This is a genomic window from Segatella copri (genome assembly GCF_009495355.1).
GTDB lineage: Bacteria > Bacteroidota > Bacteroidia > Bacteroidales > Bacteroidaceae > Prevotella.
Map to the genome: position 1 here is coordinate 24,563 of NZ_VZAD01000020.1, position 17,365 is coordinate 41,927.

At 49.5% G+C, this 17,365-nt stretch carries 10 protein-coding genes; 6 read left to right on the top strand and 4 right to left on the bottom strand.

Annotation, left to right across the window (positions count from 1 at the left end; genetic code table 11):
• The first annotated feature begins 33 nt into the window (after positions 1 to 33).
• Positions 34 to 2,541: a GumC family protein gene (locus F7D20_RS02085; protein ID WP_158462639.1), complete on the top strand. Its 2,508-nt coding sequence runs from the start codon at positions 34 to 36 to the stop codon at positions 2,539 to 2,541.
• Positions 2,542 to 2,555: 14 nt separating this feature from the next.
• Complete coding sequence (locus F7D20_RS02090; protein WP_158462640.1) at positions 2,556 to 2,981, top strand: BT0820 family HAD-type phosphatase; 426 nt, start codon at positions 2,556 to 2,558, stop codon at positions 2,979 to 2,981.
• A 510-nt stretch (positions 2,982 to 3,491) separates the two neighbouring features.
• On the opposite strand, the gene F7D20_RS02095 is transcribed toward F7D20_RS02090, so the two are convergent.
• The 4 genes from F7D20_RS02095 to F7D20_RS02110 form a co-directional block, all read right to left on the bottom strand.
• The gene (locus tag F7D20_RS02095; protein ID WP_158462641.1) at positions 3,492 to 5,642 is read right to left on the bottom strand and encodes a peptidylprolyl isomerase; all 2,151 of its coding nucleotides are present in this window, start codon (positions 5,640 to 5,642) and stop codon (positions 3,492 to 3,494) included.
• Positions 5,643 to 5,840: 198 nt separating this feature from the next.
• Entirely contained in the window at positions 5,841 to 7,112 is a 1,272-nt protein-coding gene (locus F7D20_RS02100) for a hemolysin family protein (protein ID WP_022252796.1), read from the bottom strand.
• A 27-nt stretch (positions 7,113 to 7,139) separates the two neighbouring features.
• Entirely contained in the window at positions 7,140 to 7,799 is a 660-nt protein-coding gene (locus F7D20_RS02105; protein WP_158462642.1) for an LPS export ABC transporter periplasmic protein LptC, read from the bottom strand.
• Between the two features lie 149 nt (positions 7,800 to 7,948).
• On the bottom strand, positions 7,949 to 9,232 hold the full coding sequence (locus F7D20_RS02110; RefSeq protein ID WP_158462643.1) for a hypothetical protein: 1,284 nt from the start codon (positions 9,230 to 9,232) through the stop codon (positions 7,949 to 7,951).
• A gap of 141 nt (positions 9,233 to 9,373) precedes the next feature.
• On the opposite strand from F7D20_RS02110, the gene F7D20_RS02115 reads away from it, so the two are divergent.
• From F7D20_RS02115 to feoB, 4 genes are all read left to right on the top strand, one after another.
• The gene (locus tag F7D20_RS02115; RefSeq protein WP_228114075.1) at positions 9,374 to 10,612 is read left to right on the top strand and encodes an Lnb N-terminal periplasmic domain-containing protein; all 1,239 of its coding nucleotides are present in this window, start codon (positions 9,374 to 9,376) and stop codon (positions 10,610 to 10,612) included.
• Between the two features lie 128 nt (positions 10,613 to 10,740).
• On the top strand, positions 10,741 to 11,094 hold the full coding sequence (locus tag F7D20_RS13000) for a hypothetical protein (protein ID WP_022252792.1): 354 nt from the start codon (positions 10,741 to 10,743) through the stop codon (positions 11,092 to 11,094).
• Positions 11,095 to 11,197: 103 nt separating this feature from the next.
• Positions 11,198 to 14,554, top strand: coding sequence for a preprotein translocase subunit SecA (gene secA / locus F7D20_RS02125; protein WP_158462645.1), 3,357 nt, complete (start codon positions 11,198 to 11,200; stop codon positions 14,552 to 14,554).
• A 248-nt stretch (positions 14,555 to 14,802) separates the two neighbouring features.
• Positions 14,803 to 17,298, top strand: a complete 2,496-nt coding sequence (gene feoB / locus F7D20_RS02130) for a ferrous iron transport protein B (protein ID WP_158462646.1) — start codon at positions 14,803 to 14,805, stop codon at positions 17,296 to 17,298.
• Positions 17,299 to 17,365: the final 67 nt, after the last annotated feature.

Below are 17,365 nucleotides of genomic sequence, written 5' to 3' on the forward strand. Positions count from 1 at the left end.
CCTATTATATATTATAAAGAAAAGATCAACATAATGGAAGAAACAAAGTATCTGAAACAGGAATACCTACAAGATGAGGAGGAGAAATCTTCTTTCGACATCAAGCAGATTTACACCATTCTGGTGCTCAACTGGAAATGGTTTGTATTGTCCATCATCATCTGTTTAGGAGTTGCCTACATTTATCTGCGATACACCACGCCTATCTATCAGGCACAGGCAAAGTTGCTCATCAAGGACGAGACACAATCGAGAAGCAGAGGCAACAGTATCATGAACACCTCCAACCTGGGCATTATTTCCAACTCGACTGGTATCGACAACGAGATGGAAATCCTAAGCTCATGCAACCTGGCGCAGCAGGCTGTCACCGACCTGAAGCTCTACGTCACCTATCGCCATCCGGGCCACATCAAGGACGCCACCTTGTACCGAAACCAGGAAATCAACGTCGACATGGACTTGGTTCACCTGAAGAAGTTGTGTGCGCCTATACAGTTGAGCATTACCCGCGAAGGCAACAACTATCATGTGACAGGAACCTACTATATGCCTGCCGGTGAGAACACGCAGGAGGTGACAAGCAAGAACATCAACAGGACTTTCAGCCGCCTGCCAGCCATGATTGGCACACGTGTGGGCATCATCACGCTGACTCAGAACGAATATCGCACACTTGCCGATGGGCAAGTACTCGAGGTGACACTGAGTTCGCCAGTAGGGGCAGCAGGCAAGTATGCCGGCAGTCTGACCGTAAGCCAGACTTCGAAGACTACGACTATCGCACAGCTTGTGTTGAGCGATGAGTTCCCACAACGTGCCATCGACTATCTGAAGCAATTAGCTATCGTCTACAACCGACAGGCCAACGAAGACAAGAACCTCATTGCCGTGCGCACAGAGCAGTTCATCAACAACCGTCTGGAGAAAATCAACGCCGAACTGGGCAACACAGAAGGTGAGTTGGAGAACTTCAAGAAGCGCAACCAGATGGTGGAACTGAAAATAAACGCCACACAAGCAGTATCGAATGCCGACGAGTTCAGCAAGCGTCTGACAGAAGCCAACACACAGCTGGCATTGCTCGACGAACTGAACAAATACATGAATGAACCTAACAACAATCATCAGCCCATCCCATCCAACGTGGGCCTGAGCGACGAGAGTGCCACTGCACTCATCAACGAATACAACAGAATAGCTCTGCAACGCAACCAACTGCTGCACAGCGCCAACGAAACTTCGCCTACTGTGACACCGCTCACAGCACAGCTCGACGACCTCAGCTCGTCAATCCGCCGTGCCATGAAACAGGCACGCACCAACATGGAGATTCAGCGCAACAGCATCGCATCGCAGGCCAACAAATATCAGGGACAGATAGGTGAGACACCTGAACAGGAGCGAATGCTGACACAGATAGGCAGACAACAAGAAGTGAAGTCTGGACTTTACCTGATGTTGCTGCAGAAGCGTGAGGAGAACTCCATCTCGCTTGCCGCCACAGCCGACAAAGGTAAGCTCATCGATGAGCCTGTATTCAGCGGAAAGATAAGCCCCAAGAGCTCTATCATCATGCTCATCGCCTTCGTATTGGGCATCGCCATTCCTGCCGCCATCCTCTTCCTGATACAGCTCTTCCGCTACAAGATTGAGGGTCACGACGATGTGGAGAAACTCACCACACTGCCTATTCTCGCTGATGTGGCAGTGGCAAGCGACAGCGCAAAGAGCAAGGCCGACATCGTGGTGCACGAAAACAAGAACAACCTGATGGAGGAAATATTCCGTGGACTGAGAACCAACCTTCAGTTTATGCTGAAAGAGGACGAAAAAGTCATCATGTTCACCTCTACCCAATCAGGCGAAGGAAAGACATTCACAGCATCGAATGTGGCCATCAGCTTCGCCCTGTTGGGCAAGAAAGCCATCATTCTTGGTCTCGACATCCGTAAGCCAAGACTGGCAGAACTCTTCGAAATCGACGACCATCATCATGGTATCACTCCGCTGCTCACCAAAGACCACAACACATGGCAGGACATCGAGGCACAGATTATCAATTCGGGTGTCAACAAGAACCTCGACATACTGATGGCAGGGCCTATTCCTCCAAACCCTGCTGAGTTGATTGCACGTCACAGTCTCGATGACATCATGGCGCAGCTAAGAGAACACTACGACTATATTTTGATTGACACAGCTCCAGTAGGTCTTGTATCCGACACACTGCAGATCAGCCGCATCGCCGATGCTACGGTTTACCTGTGCCGTGCAGACTATACTCCAAAATCAAGTTTCGATCTCATCAATGCGCTGAACCACGACAAGAAGATGCCTAAGATGTCGATTGTGCTTAACGGTGTCGATCTGTCGAAGAAAAAGTATGGCTACTATTACGGCTACGGAAAGTACGGAAAGTACGGCAAATATGGCAAATACGGCTCTTACAAGGGTTACGGCAGTTCTGTATACGGAAGCTATGGCAACTATAACAACAGCCACTACGGCGACCAGAACGACAATAGCGTAAAACGTTAAAACGAAAACGACTTATGGCAACAATAGCAGTAGACTTCGACGGCACAATAGTAACTCACGAATATCCCAAGATAGGACGCGAGATTCCATTCGCCATCGAGACGTTGAAAATGCTGATAAGAGACCAGCACCGCCTCATCCTGTGGTCAGTTCGTGAAGGCGAACTGCTGCAGGAGGCTGTGAACTGGTGCAAGGAAAGAGGAGTTGAATTCTGGGCTGTCAACAAGGATTATCCTGAGGAAAGCTACGAAAACAACAATCATTTCTCACGTAAGCTCAAGGCTGATTACTTCATTGATGACCGTAACATTGGCGGTCTACCCGACTGGGGACAGATTTATCAGATAATCAGCCAGGGAAAAAGCTACAGGGCGCTCATCAGAGAAAGCATGGGCGCACAACCAGAGCCTCAAAAGAAAAAGCATTGGTGGAGTCTGTAATACTTTCCTAAAGAAAAAAGCATTTAATTGAAAGGATTTTCGCTGAAGAATTTTCGATGAAGGATTTTCGCTGAAAGGATATCAAAGGCTGCGACACAAGGATAAAAATCCTCGTTGTCGCAGTTTTTTTTGTAGTGCAAAAAAATGAGAAAAAGCTTACAAAGCTATTTCCAACTTTCCAAACAACCGTAAGATATAATCGTTTCTCTACTTATAGTTTATATCAGTATAATGCAATAGGCTTCAACTGCTTACGAAGCCGCTTTCATTGCTCTACGCAATAGGCTTCATTGACTATCGAAGCCGCTTTCATATTTCGAGGCATTTCTATTCTTTCCAGATATCCCATCATGCATTGTATATTCTGCAATCTACTACTTTAGCAGAACTTATAAGAATAAGAAAAAGAAAAAAACGAGGGTGTGTCATAACACCAGTTAATGACACACCCTCAAAAAAATATTGATACGTTTTGTTCTGAATAATCAGAAAACAAGTATTTCTAAAGAATTAGAAGAACAAGTAGCGGTTGTCAACTACATGAGCCTTCATATAAAGCTCGTTCATGAAGTTTCCTGCATACTGCATTGCCTTCTGACGGCACTTCTGCTCCATAGCCTTCTCGTCGAACTTAACAGAACGATTAGCCTTGTTGGTTACCTGGAAGAGATAAACACCGGCATTGCCCTTAACAGCGTGAGCAGAGAAAGCACCCTTCTTAGTGGCAGAAACAGCACCAGAGAGAGCAGGCTCGCTGGCACCAGTAGCTGCGATAAAGACAGGAGCTGCGAAAGTGATCTGGTTGACAGAAGAAACCTTGCCACCCTTAGCCTTGGCAGCTGCGATGCTCTTCACACCATTCAACTTCTCCTCGATCATCTGAGCCTTCTTATCCTTGATGACCTCAGCCTTTACCATTTCCTTCACCTGAGCGTCGTCCAATCCGCGGTAACCGATACGATGAATCTTGTCAAGAACAATTACCAACAAGTGGTTGTTGTCGCCACACTCATAGAGAGGAGAAACAGCACCTTCCTTGCTGTCAAAGATCCACTTCAAAGCCTCACGTGTAGCGTGGATGTTGGCTACGTAGTGAGCATTTGTAGTAACGTCCTTCAAGTCTTGAACCTTGTAACCGTTCTTTTCTGCATTCTTGAGCAAGTCCTCAGACTTCTCGTTGGCGCTTACGAAGCTTGAGAACTTGTTGTAAGCAGCACGATAAGTATCCTGTGAGAAATCGATAGGCTTCTTGATCACAGCAGCCATATACTTCTCTACCATACCCTTCTTGTCGAGAACCTGGAGAACAACATAACCCTGCCCCAACTGAATCGTGTTCAAAGCATTGACAGATGCAGTATTCAGAGTATTGATGAAAGTCTTGTTGTCCTTGTCCATGCTCTGAGCAAACTCATACTGCTTGGTAGTCATCCAAGCCTTCTCGCCTGTCTGACCGTACTTCTTGGCAACGGCCTCGAAGTCAGCACCACCAGCAATAGCTCCCTGGATAGAGTCTGCCTTCACCTTAGCCTCGGCTACAGTATTGGCAGCCACCTGGATGGCACGATACTGGATTGAATCGGGCAACTGCTGCTTGCTGACGAGCTTGACGATATTCAAAGTATTGTCACCAGCATTAACCTTCACTGCAGAAGTAGCACCCACTGCGAGAGAATCGAGTTCAGAAGCGATATCTGATGGGAAAGCAGTCTTGCTGACAGGCAAACCAAGGTAAGCCACAGTAGAAGCAGACTTGCGTACAACCTCAGCAGGATCGGCAGCCTCTGCTAACTGCTTGTGGAAAGAAGCGAACTCCTTGTTGAGAGCTACGCGGTCAGTCTGAGAAGCACTTACCTCTACATCAACGAACTTGATGTCGCGGCTCTCTACAGGCTGCTTGAAACGAGCCTTCAGTTCATCATACTTAGCCTTCAGATCGCTTTCCTCAACCTTCACCTTGTCGTCCTGAATATCAGAGTAAGGGAAAGCAGCCAACTGAATCTGGCTCTCCTCGTTCTCCTCCTTGAAAGCCATCTTAGCCTCTACAGGGTTAGAGAGGAAGCAGTGAGCCAAGAGAGACTGATACTTCTGAGCCAAAGTCTGCTGACGAAGCGTCTTCTCGATGAACGACCAATACTTGAAGATTTTGTCATACTGCTCCATCATCTGTGCATTGGCAGAAGGATTAGCCTTCTGAGCCTTGTAATCAGCCAAGAACTTCTGAAGAGAAGCTGCATCGAAGCGGCCAGTCTGCTGATTGACGAATGGAGTCTGCTGAAGCATAGGGTTAGTACCTGTCTTCAAAATATCCTGGAGCTCAGCGTCTGTTACGGTAAGACCCAACTTGCTGGCTTCCTTAGCCACAATCTGGTTCTGAACGTATGTGTTCCAAACCATATCCTTGATTTGATTCATCTGATCCTCAGGGAGATTTTCCTGTCCCTGCTGCATCTTGATAACTTCGGTGTACTCATCGAGCAACTTCTGAAATTCCTGTACGCTGATTTTCTCACCTAACACTTCACCGATTTGCTGGCGCTCGTTGTTCTTTGCAGAATCGCACGAACGGAAGCCTTCCTCGGCAATGAATGCAAAGAGGCCAAAACTAATGATACATACCAGTATCACGCCTCTTTTTCTAATTGTTCCTAATGCTGCCATTACGTTTTAATTATTATTTTTGTTTTTATTTTTTGTTTCTCGTTGAAGGCTCATTATCAGAAATGTAGCCAATTGCTTGCAAAAATACAAAGAAAATTGCAAATAAGGGAATTTTTTACTATGTTTTTTAGCCTTATCAAGCAAAAACTGCAATTTTTATAAATAAAAAAAGCACTTGTAGGCTTAAACAAGTGCTTTTTACTGCAACAAATGCAGACGTACCAACTCTATCTTGCGGGATGTGGACTTGATGATTTTGAACTCATACTTACCGAACTTGATGATTTCGTTCAGCTTTGGGAAACTCTGATATTCGTGCAGAATCAAGCCACCCACAGTCATATATTCATCACTCTCGGGAAGATCAAGATCAAAGAGTTCGTTCACCTTGTCTATCTCCAAGCGTGCCGACAGCAGATAATCACCGTCCTCGGTCTTTTTGGCAACATACTTGGACGAGTCGTGCTCGTCTTCTATATCGCCAAAGATTTCCTCCACAATGTCTTCCAGACTCACAAGTCCGCTGGTTCCACCAAACTCGTCAACCACTACACCCAACGACTTCTTCTGTTGCAGGAAAATCTGCATCAGCTTCTGTGCCTGCATGGTTTCGGGCACAAAAGGCATTTTGCGCACATGGTCTTGCCATCGGGCAGGATTGCGGAAGAGTTCAGAGCTGTGGATATAGCCGACGATGTGGTCGATATCCTCTTCGTAGACAATGATTTTAGAGTTTCCACTCTCTATGAATTTCTGGCGGAGCTCATCGAGCGAGGCATCGGTCTCTACGGCCTGAATTTCGGTTCGCGGCACCATGCAGTCGCGCACCTTTGTGTCGGAGAAGTCGAGTGCATTTTGGAAGATCTTCACCTCGTCATCGATATCGGAGTCTTTCTCTGCATTATCTATACTCGACTGCACCAAGTAGTCGAGGTCAACCTTCGAGAAGCCTTCGTCCTCAGCCTCCTTGTCCATCTTCACTCCCACCAATCTCAACAGGATTCTGCTCAGGAAAGTGCTGAACACACTGATGGGCCACAGCACGACATAACAAACATAAGCCATGGGGCTGAAGAAGTTCAACAGTCGGTTGGGGTTCGCCTTAAAAAGGGTCTTGGGCAAGAACTCGCCCGTAAAAAGCACGATGATGGTCGAGAGAATAGTATCAGCAGGCACAGTGAAAGCCGCATCCATACCAAGAAAAATTGTATTATCGAACAGTCGCGCTATCAGTATGCCATACACCACAAGGGCGATATTGTTGCCCACGAGCATGGTGCTGACAAAGCCGTTGGGATGGTTATAGAAGAGCGAGACCAATCGCTGGGTCACTCCGTTCTTGTTCTTGTCCTTATCCATCTCGGCAAGCATTCGGTTGGAAGACACAAAGGCTATCTCCATGCCACTGAAAAAGGCAGAGAACAAGAGCGTAACCAATATGCCTATCACAAGATTTATTCCTACTTCCATATATTTTTGTCTGTTTCTGTCATGACATTAATGCATCAGAGGGATGGTAGTAGCACGCTGCGGAGTGGCTCTCTGTCGAAGGTTTCCCTTCACCGAGTCGGGCTGCGAGAGCAAGGTATCGCTTGCTCCCGATCCTGTCATGTCGCTCTTCTCGAAACTACCCTTCGAGTTGCTCACATAATAACGCGTCATCTTCTCATCGCTCCAGAAGTGCGTGCCCTGCAAGGTACGCTCAGGCGTGATGAGTTTACTGAACACATGGCTCGACAGTTCGTGCTTATTCTCATCCCATGTAAGTTGCTCGCTCATAAAGCGCAAGCCATCCTTGGTGAGAATTCTCACACGACCATAGAGTTTCCATATTCTGAGCTGGTCGAAGTAATAAGCCGTGTCGCACTGTATATAACTGTTGATATGAAACTTGTCGTCGAACTGCTCCAGGAGTATGCCTTTGTCAAAAATCCATTGCGACGGATGCTTGTTGACATTCACCTCCCATCGCTCAGTAACAATGCGATACTTGATGACGCCAGAGTCGCTGATGAGTGTATTGACACCATAAGAAGTCATCATTGCCACGGAGTCGCGTGCCCTGATGGCAGGAGCCGTATGCTCCACCTGCTCCTGGCATGCAGCCATCAGCAGGAGAGCGATAAGTCCATATATAAAATGCCTTGTTCTATACATTAATAATATAAATATTTTCAAGCTTTCGGAAACATCTCTCACTTCGAAGCTTCCAGAAGTTTCCCAAAACATCTCAAACATTTCCGAAATATTCCGAAGCATTCCGAATCTTCCAGAAACCAACATTCAGCACAGAAATTCCGTACAGTTTACTGCATCTTCCACTTCTTGAACCAATCCTCGTTGAAGGTGAAGCCTATGTTGATGCGGAAAATATTCTCCTTGATAAGGTCCTTGGCAGAGCGTTTCACCCACTGACCGCTGATATTGAGGAATGAACGGCTGTTGTAGGAGTTGACGATAGGAATACCGAAACCGGCACTTACCGCAAATTCCTTGGGTCCGTCCTGTCCATTGATTTTCACATAAGGAGTGGTGTAGCTCACACCGGCACGATACTGTACTCTCTGCAAGAAACGGCGGCTGTACTCGCCATAGCAGTACTGTGCACCGAGGTTGATCTTATGACGATTGCTGTAGCAACCGTCCTTCAGCACATAGTTTCTTCCGTCGAAGACAGGAGCCTTGAGGTCTTCCCACATCTGTAGAGTGTAGTCGAGACCCACTTTCCACTGTGCCGCATGATTCCACATCAATCCTGCTCCCACCATGTGAGGCAGTTCAAAAGCCTTGTCAACAGAAAAGGATGTGGTGTCGAGCGAGCCATCCATGGCATTTGTCTTCACCTGATACATATCGGCGCTGGCACCTAAATTATGCTTGGGCGAATAGGTAAGACCCAGTGTCACCCAGTCCTTCTTCGACACACGCTGCGTATACTGCACACCGAAGTCGAGCTTATAGCTTCCCACTCTTGCCGAATAGTTGCGCGAGAGCGAGTTGATATACGAATTGCTGTAGCTGTTGGTGACGGTACGGTTATACTTGCCCCACAGGTAAGAGATGTTGGCACCCACCGACAGTCCCTTCACTGGCATGTAGCCCAAACCCACGTAAGCCTGATGGAATCCCTCATCACCCTCATAGGTATTGGTGTAATAATCTTCCTTGGTTTCTTCGTTCACCCATCCCGACACAGAATAGTTATAGCCCACGTTGGAGAAAGGCAGGATACCGAAACTCACACCCATGTGGCGGAAAGCACGGAAAGCAGCGACCACATAGTCCAAGTTGGCATTCTTGGCGTTCTTCTTCACGCCGTTCTCATTGAAGTTGCTGATCTGACCCGAGATGCCGGCATCGAAAAGGAATGTCAGCGAGTCGACCGAAGAATAAGAAGCCGGGTTGATATAATTTACCTGATTGTGCTCATGAAAGCCAAGTCCCACTCCATTCATACCTGCATTGAAACCAGAAGTCTGGTCGGACAATAAGCCCAACCCCCACTGACTGTATGGAGAATTCATGCCGCTCTGGGCATTCACTGCCAGAGCCAAGCTCATCATGAGAGCCGCCAAAAATAGTTTTTTCATCCTATGATAATTGTTCAAAATTATATTCAGAGTGCAAAAGTATTGAAAAAAATCGAGATAAAAGAAGGAAAATCCAAAATAATAAGGTATTTTTGCATCGTGAAACGTTTTAAATATAATTTTAGGTGCATTTTTGCCGTTTTGTTAATCATTTTAACGACTAAGGCTTCTGCACAACAGACGGAAGCACCCCAATGGGTCGACTCCGTGGATATTTCACTCCTGACCTGCGGACCGGGACAGGAGGTTTGGTCGTATTATGGACACACCGCTCTTCGCATAGAAGACCGTGCCCATGGCAGTGACGTGGCTGTCAACTGGGGCATGTTCTCCTTCAACCAGGACTTTTTTGTGCTGCGCTTCGTCTTCGGGCTCACCGACTATCAGATAGGCATCATCCCCATGGATCGTTTCATGGCGGAGTATTCCTACGAAGGCAGATGGGTAAGACAACAGCGCCTTGCCCTGACACGAAACGAGAAATGGAACATCCTTACTGCCGTGGAGAAGAACAACCAGGAGGAGAACCGCACCTACCGCTACAACTTCTTCTACGACAACTGCACCACACGTGCACGCAACATGATCATCGACCACTTGGCGACCAACAGCACCAACTTCGAGATCAAAACGACCCTCTCCACCTATCGTGAGGAGATTCACCGCCTGAACGCCCATCACCGTTGGGCACGCTTCGGAAACGACCTGCTCCTGGGCTTCCGAGCCGACCGTGCAATAAACAAACAGGAATGGGAGTTCCTGCCCGACAACCTCTCCATGGACTTCGCAGTGGAAGCCCGAAAGGACACAGCCCAGCAACCTATTCCGTCGACAACAGTTTATCCACAAGAACCAAGATACATCAAACTGGTAGACAGCACCTTCTATCTCATTTCACCCAAGGAAGTAGTGATGGCTGCAGATGCAGACAAGGAGAACTCTCAGACAGGAACTACTATAGCCGATGTCATCTCTCCTTTCGTGGCAGCGACAGGCATCTTGGTGATTGTTATCCTGCTCAGCCTCACGGAATGGCGCAGAAAGAAGAATTTCTGGTGGATTGACACAGCCCTGCTCGTACTTACCGGACTGCCAGGACTGATTCTCCTTGCCATGGTGTTCTCGCAACACCCCACCGTGCAGATCAATTTCCAGACACTCATCCTCAACCCGCTGAACCTCATCTTCGTATGGAGCGTCACCAAGAAGATGCGTCAGCATCGTGTGCACTGGTATTACAACGTATGGGCAGCACTCATCGTCGTGGCACTTTTCCTGCAGATATGGCAGGACTACGCTGAGGGCATGGTCATTTTGGCATTATCTTTGCTCGTAAGAGTAGCAGTGAAGTCAACTCAACTCGACTTGCGAAGAAAATAGACCTCACAAAGGATATAGACTTCACGAAGGAATCAACCTCTTGAAGATACAGACTTTACGAAGGAATTCAACCTCTCGAAGGAAAATCATCAACACGAAGCCAACAAAGCTTCATAACAAAAAATAGAATGGTAAACAGATATATCACCGCCCTCTTGGTTGTCCTTGCGGCAACAGGCATGGAAGCGCAGACCTATCAGCAGGCACTGAGGTTTGCGCTCACCGATATATCCTACGATGAGTTCATCCAGCAGCCCGAGGCCAAAGCGCTCGAAGAAGACATTCTGAGCGTCATCAAGGCCATCAAGGAAGCATCCGAAGACCATCAGAAAGCACAACATCATTTCCCGTCGGCAATACAGAAAGCCGACACTTCTGCCAATCTGACAGAATCCAATCCTTATATTTGTTTTACTCCCCCCACAGAGCCCAAATATCAGGCTCCATACGGAAGTATTGTTATTCGCGGACCCGATTTTTAACATTTATCACCCAAAACGTTGCTGATTTACAGATATTATTTGTACCTTTGCAACCCTGAAAACAATAAAAATCAACGAATAATAATAAAAAACAATATATAAAATGAACTTTAACAAATTTCTGCAGTCATTGTTCGGCAACAAGTCTTCCCGCGATATGAAGCTCATCCAGCCTATCGTGGAGAAAGTAAAGGCCGAGTATCCTAACATCAAGGCCCTGAGCAATGACCAGCTTCGTGCAAAAACCAAGGAAATACAGCAGTATGTACAGAACGCCGGCAAGGCTCAGAGAGAGAAGATTACTGAGCTGAAAGCCACTATCGAAGACACACCTATCGACCAGCGTGAAGATATCTTCAACCAGATAGACAAGTTGGAGAAAGAGGCACTCGACAACTACGAGGTTGCCCTCAACGAGGTGCTGCCTACAGCTTTCAGCATCGTGAAAGATACAGCCCGCCGATTCGCCGAGAACGAGGAGACTGTGGTCACAGCTACTGAGTTCGACCGCGAGCTGGCTGCCAATCCTGCCAACGACTTCATCACCATCGATGGCGACAATGCCATATACCACAACCACTGGACAGCAGGCGGAAACGACCTGAAGTGGGAAATGGTTCACTACGACGTACAGCTCTTCGGTGGTACGGTGCTGCACCAGGGTAAGATTGCCGAGATGGCTACGGGTGAAGGTAAGACCCTCGTCGCTACACTGCCTGTGTTCCTCAACGCCCTCACTGGCAACGGTGTGCACGTGGTTACCGTGAACGACTATCTGGCCAAGCGTGACTCCGAGTGGATGGGCCCACTCTATATGTTCAACGGACTCTCTGTCGACTGTATCGACAAGCACCGTCCCAACTCCGACGCTCGTCGCAAGGCTTACATGGCCGACATCACCTTCGGTACCAACAACGAGTTTGGTTTCGACTACCTGCGCGACAACATGGCGACAAGTCCTGCCGACCTCGTACAGCGTCAGCACAACTACGCCATCGTCGATGAGGTCGACTCCGTGTTGATCGACGATGCCCGTACACCTCTTATTATATCAGGTCCTATTCCTAAGGGCGACGACCAAATGTTCGAGCAGTATCAGCCATTGGTAGAGCGCCTGTACGAGGTACAGCGCAAGCAGGCTACCGAGTTGCTCGCCGAGGCAAAGCAGAAGATTGGCGAAGGCACCAAGAACAAGGACGCTAAGATGCTCGAGGACGGATTCCTCGCCCTCTACCGTTCCTACAAGGCACTGCCTAAGAACAAGCCTCTCATCAAGTACCTCTCTGAAGAAGGTATCAAGGCAGGCATGCTCAAGACTGAGGAATACTACATGGCCAACAACAACCGTGAGATGCCAAAGGCCGTGGCTCCACTATACTTCGTCGTAGACGAGAAACTCAACTCTGCCGACCTCACCGACAAGGGAACCGAATGGCTCGCCAAGCAGGTGAACGACCGTGAGCTCTTCGTACTGCCCGACATCGCCACAGAGATGAGCCAGCTCGAGGCACGCACCGACATCAGCGACCAGGAGCGTCTCGACATCAAGGACGAGATGATGGCTCACTACGGCGTACAGAGCGAGCGCGTGCACACCTTGCAGCAGCTCCTGAAGGCCTACACCATGTTCAACAAGGACGACGAATACGTCGTGATGGACGGCGAGGTGAAGATTGTCGACGAGCAGACAGGCCGTATCATGGAAGGCCGACGCTGGAGCGACGGCTTGCACCAGGCTATCGAGGCCAAGGAGCATGTCAAGGTAGAGGCTGCCACACAGACCTTTGCCACCATCACCCTGCAGAACTACTTCCGTATGTACCACAAGCTTTCGGGTATGACAGGTACTGCCAGCACCGAGGCCGGTGAGTTCTGGGACATCTATAAGCTCGACGTGGTAGAGATTCCTACCAACCGCCCAATCGCACGCCACGACCTCGACGACCGTGTCTACAAGACAGCCCGCGAGAAGTATCGTGCCGTTATCGACGAGATCGAGGAGATGCGCAATGCCGGTCGCCCAGTCTTGGTAGGTACAACATCTGTTGAGATTTCAGAATTGCTGAGCAAGATGCTCAAGATGCGCAATATTCCTCACAATGTGCTCAACGCCAAGCTCCACCAGCAGGAGGCTCAGATCGTAGCCGAGGCAGGACGCTCTACCAACGGCAAGGGTGCTGTCACCATCGCCACCAACATGGCAGGTCGTGGTACCGATATCAAGCTCACCCCCGAGGTGAAGGCTGCAGGCGGTCTTGCCATCATTGGTACCGAGCGCCATGAGAGCCGCCGTGTAGACCGCCAGTTGCGTGGTCGTGCCGGTCGTCAGGGAGACCCAGGCTCTTCTGTCTTCTATGTATCTTTGGAGGACAAACTGATGCGTCTCTTCGCCTCTGAGCGTATTGCCAAGGTGATGGACCGCTTGGGCTTCGAGGACGGCGAGCGTATCGAGAGTCCAATGATCAGCAAGAGCATCGAGCGTGCACAGCGCAAGGTGGAGGAGAACAACTTCGGTATCCGTAAGCACCTTCTGGAGTACGACGATGTGATGAACAAGCAGCGTACCGTGATCTACGAGAAGCGCCGCCACGCCTTGATGGGCGAGCGTATCGGTATGGACATCACCAACGTCATCTGGGACCGCGTGCTCTATATCATCAACAACAACGACTACGAGGGCGCCAAGGAGGACTTCCTCAAGATCCTGGCCATGGAGATTCCATTCACTGCCGAGGAGTTTGAGGGAATACAGCGTGAGGAACTTTGCGAGCGTGCCTTCCAGGAGGCCATGGCAAGCTTCAAGCGCAAGACCGAGCGCATCCAGGCCACAGCATGGCCTATCATCCAGCAGGTGTACGAGAACCAGGGCGCTATGTACGAGCGCATCATGGTGCCAATCACCGACGGCAAGCGCATGTACAACATTCCTTGCAACCTCAAGGAGGCTTACGACACCGAGGCCAAGAGCGTGGTAAAGCAGTGGGAGAAAGTCATCATGCTCCATATCATCGACGACAACTGGAAGGAGAACCTGCGCCAGCTCGACGAGTTGCGCCACTCTGTACAGAACGCCAGCTACGAGCAGAAAGATCCATTGCTCATCTTCAAGCTTGAGAGTGTGAAGCTCTGGGACTCTATGATCAACGAGATGAACGACCGCATCGCCAGCATTCTGATGCGCGGACAGATTCCTGTCATGGAGCAGGAACAGCCCGTTCAGGAAGCTGCACCCGAGCAGCGCCCACAGCAGAACTATGTAGAGCAGAAGGTGGACATCGACGCAGAGCGCGAACGTGCCGAGCGTGCCGCACAGCAGGCTGCTGCCCATCACGACACACGCGAGGGCGCACAGCAGGTCAACCACACTCCTTACCGTGCAGAGCGCATGCCTCGTCCCAACGACCCATGTCCTTGCGGCAGCGGCAAGAAGTTCAAGAACTGCCACGGCAGAAACCTGTAACTCTACATTCGCAGATGGAGAAGTTAGAGAGAACTTACTAAAGTTCAATAATCATAAATAATGAGGAAATACCTATATTTGATGACAGGCTCATCATTTATAGGTATTTTTTCGTATTAATAAGGTATCAATATTCAGTTGCCAAGTTATTTTTGTATTTTTGCAGGCCAAACAACACAACACAACGTGGCACACAGTTTGCATGCCATGCACAATAACAGAAAAAGAAGAAAAGGAGATAAAAATATATGAAATTATCCGAACTCAACACAGGCGAAAGCGGTGTCATCGTCAAGGTTTCAGGACACGGCGGCTTCCGCAAAAGAATCATCGAGATGGGATTCATCAAGGGCAAGAAGGTAGACGTGCTGCTCAATGCCCCACTGCAGGACCCTGTAAAGTACAAAATCATGGGCTACGAGGTGTCGTTGAGACACAGCGAGGCCGACCATATCGAGGTGGTTTCGGTCAACGAGGCCAAGAAAGACAAACAACTCAGACAAGCTGACGAGGAAGAACGCGAACAGGTTATCAACTCGCAGACTATCGATTCTAATGACCCCGACGAGCAGGCACTGGGCGACAAGATGCTCGTGGCAGAACAGGAGGCCGACCGTCTGCACCATGTCATCAACGTGGCGCTCATCGGCAACCCTAACTGCGGAAAGACTTCCCTCTTCAACTTCGCCTCGGGCGCACACGAGCGTGTGGGCAACTACAGCGGTGTCACCGTCGACGCCAAGGTGGGAGAAGCAGAATACAACGGCTATCACTTCAACCTTGTCGACCTGCCTGGCACCTATTCGCTCTCAGCCTACTCGCCCGAGGAACTCTATGTGCGCAAGCAGCTCATCGAGCACACACCCGATATCGTCATCAACGTCATCGACACCAGCAACCTGGAGCGCAACCTCTATCTCACCACTCAGCTCATCGATATGCACATCCGCATGGTGTGCGCTCTCAATATGTTCGACGAGACCGAGAAACGAGGCGACAACATCGACTACGACAAGTTGGGCGAACTCTTCGGAATACCTATGGTTCCTACCGTCTTCAAGAACGGCAGAGGCGTAGACCGGCTCTTCGACACCATCATCGAAATGTACGAGGGACGCGAAGGCTCCAATGCCCACTATCGCCACATCCACATCAACCACGGACACGAGATAGAACACGGCATCGAGCACATACAGAAATATCTGAAGGCCGATGACAGCATCCGCCAGCGCTACTCCACCCGATATCTCTCCATCAAACTACTCGAGAACGACAAGCATGCCGAGGAGTATGTGAGCCACCTCAAGTCGGCAAAGGAAATCTTCGCTGCACGCGACGAGGCTGCACGACGCGTCAAGGAGGAAACCATGGAAGACAGCGAGACTGCCATCATGGACGCCAAGTACGGCTTCATACACGGAGCCTTGCAGGAGGCTGGCTACGAAACGGGAAAAGCCAAAGACACCTATCAGGTGACGCATCTCATCGACCGCATCCTTACCAACAAATACGTGGGATTTCCCATCTTCGTACTGCTCCTGTTCATCATGTTCTCTGCCACCTTCGTCCTGGGCGAGGTGCCTAAGGGATGGATTGAGGACGGAGTGGCATGGCTGGGAACCGTCATCAGCACCAGCATGCCCGACGGACCGGTGAAAGACATGCTCGTCGACGGAGTCATCGGAGGCGTGGGAGCCGTCATCGTCTTCCTGCCGCAGATTCTCATCCTCTACTTCTTCATCTCCTACATGGAGGACTCGGGCTATATGGCACGTGCAGCCTTCATCATGGACAAGTTGATGCACAAGATGGGCCTACATGGCAAATCATTCATTCCGCTGATTATGGGATTCGGATGTAACGTACCTGCCGTGATGGCAACGAGAACCATCGAGAGTCACCGTTCCCGCCTCATTACGATGCTGATTTTGCCATTGATGAGCTGTTCGGCTCGTCTGCCTATCTACATCATGGTCATCGGAACTTTCTTTGCCATCCAATACCGTTCACTCATCATGGTATCGCTCTATCTCATCGGCATCCTGCTTGCCGTCATACTGAGCCGCGTGCTCTCCAGCTTCGTCATCAAGGGCGAGGACACGCCTTTCGTCATGGAGCTGCCACCCTACCGCTTCCCTACCTGGAAAGCCATAGGCCGACACACCTGGGAGAAAGGCAAGCAGTACCTGAAGAAGATGGGTGGCATCATCCTCGTGGCAAGCATCATCGTGTGGGCTCTGGGATACTTCCCCCACAACGAAGAGCTGGGACAGCAGCAACAGCAGGAACAAAGCTACATCGGAAGAATAGGTAAGACCATCGAGCCAATCTTCACGCCTCAGGGCTTCGACTGGAAACTCGACGTAGGACTCATCTCAGGCGTGGGAGCCAAGGAGATCGTAGCGTCAACCATGGGCGTGCTCTACAGCAACAACGACAGCTTCGGCGACGACAGCGACTACAACGACGAGGACGGCAAATACGAGGTACTGAAGAAGCAGATGACTGCCGACCTGCAGAAGACCTACGGCTATAGCGATGCCGAGGCTGCCCACAAAGCGAGCCTCACCGCCTATTGCTTCCTCCTCTTCGTACTGATCTACTTCCCCTGCATAGCCACCATCGCGGCTATCAAGGGCGAGACGGGCAGTTGGAAATGGGCTGGTTTTGCCGCCATCTACACCACGCTATTAGCATGGGTAATATCAGCTCTGGTCTTCCAGATAGGAAATTTATTTATATAAAATAAAAACATACCCCCTGCCCCAAAAACTCTGCTTGCCGACGTATGAATTTATGCGTGGGCACGCA

Coding starts and splice junctions, on each gene's coding strand:
- F7D20_RS02105 (WP_158462642.1), bottom strand. CDS start 7,799: ATGTATAGAACAAGGCATTTTATATATGGACTTATCGCTCTCCTGCTG.
- F7D20_RS02090 (WP_158462640.1), top strand. CDS start 2,556: ATGGCAACAATAGCAGTAGACTTCGACGGCACAATAGTAACTCACGAA.
- F7D20_RS13000 (WP_022252792.1), top strand. CDS start 10,741: ATGGTAAACAGATATATCACCGCCCTCTTGGTTGTCCTTGCGGCAACA.
- F7D20_RS02110 (WP_158462643.1), bottom strand. CDS start 9,232: ATGAAAAAACTATTTTTGGCGGCTCTCATGATGAGCTTGGCTCTGGCA.
- F7D20_RS02085 (WP_158462639.1), top strand. CDS start 34: ATGGAAGAAACAAAGTATCTGAAACAGGAATACCTACAAGATGAGGAG.
- F7D20_RS02100 (WP_022252796.1), bottom strand. CDS start 7,112: ATGGAAGTAGGAATAAATCTTGTGATAGGCATATTGGTTACGCTCTTG.
- F7D20_RS02095 (WP_158462641.1), bottom strand. CDS start 5,642: ATGGCAGCATTAGGAACAATTAGAAAAAGAGGCGTGATACTGGTATGT.
- secA (WP_158462645.1), top strand. CDS start 11,198: ATGAACTTTAACAAATTTCTGCAGTCATTGTTCGGCAACAAGTCTTCC.
- feoB (WP_158462646.1), top strand. CDS start 14,803: ATGAAATTATCCGAACTCAACACAGGCGAAAGCGGTGTCATCGTCAAG.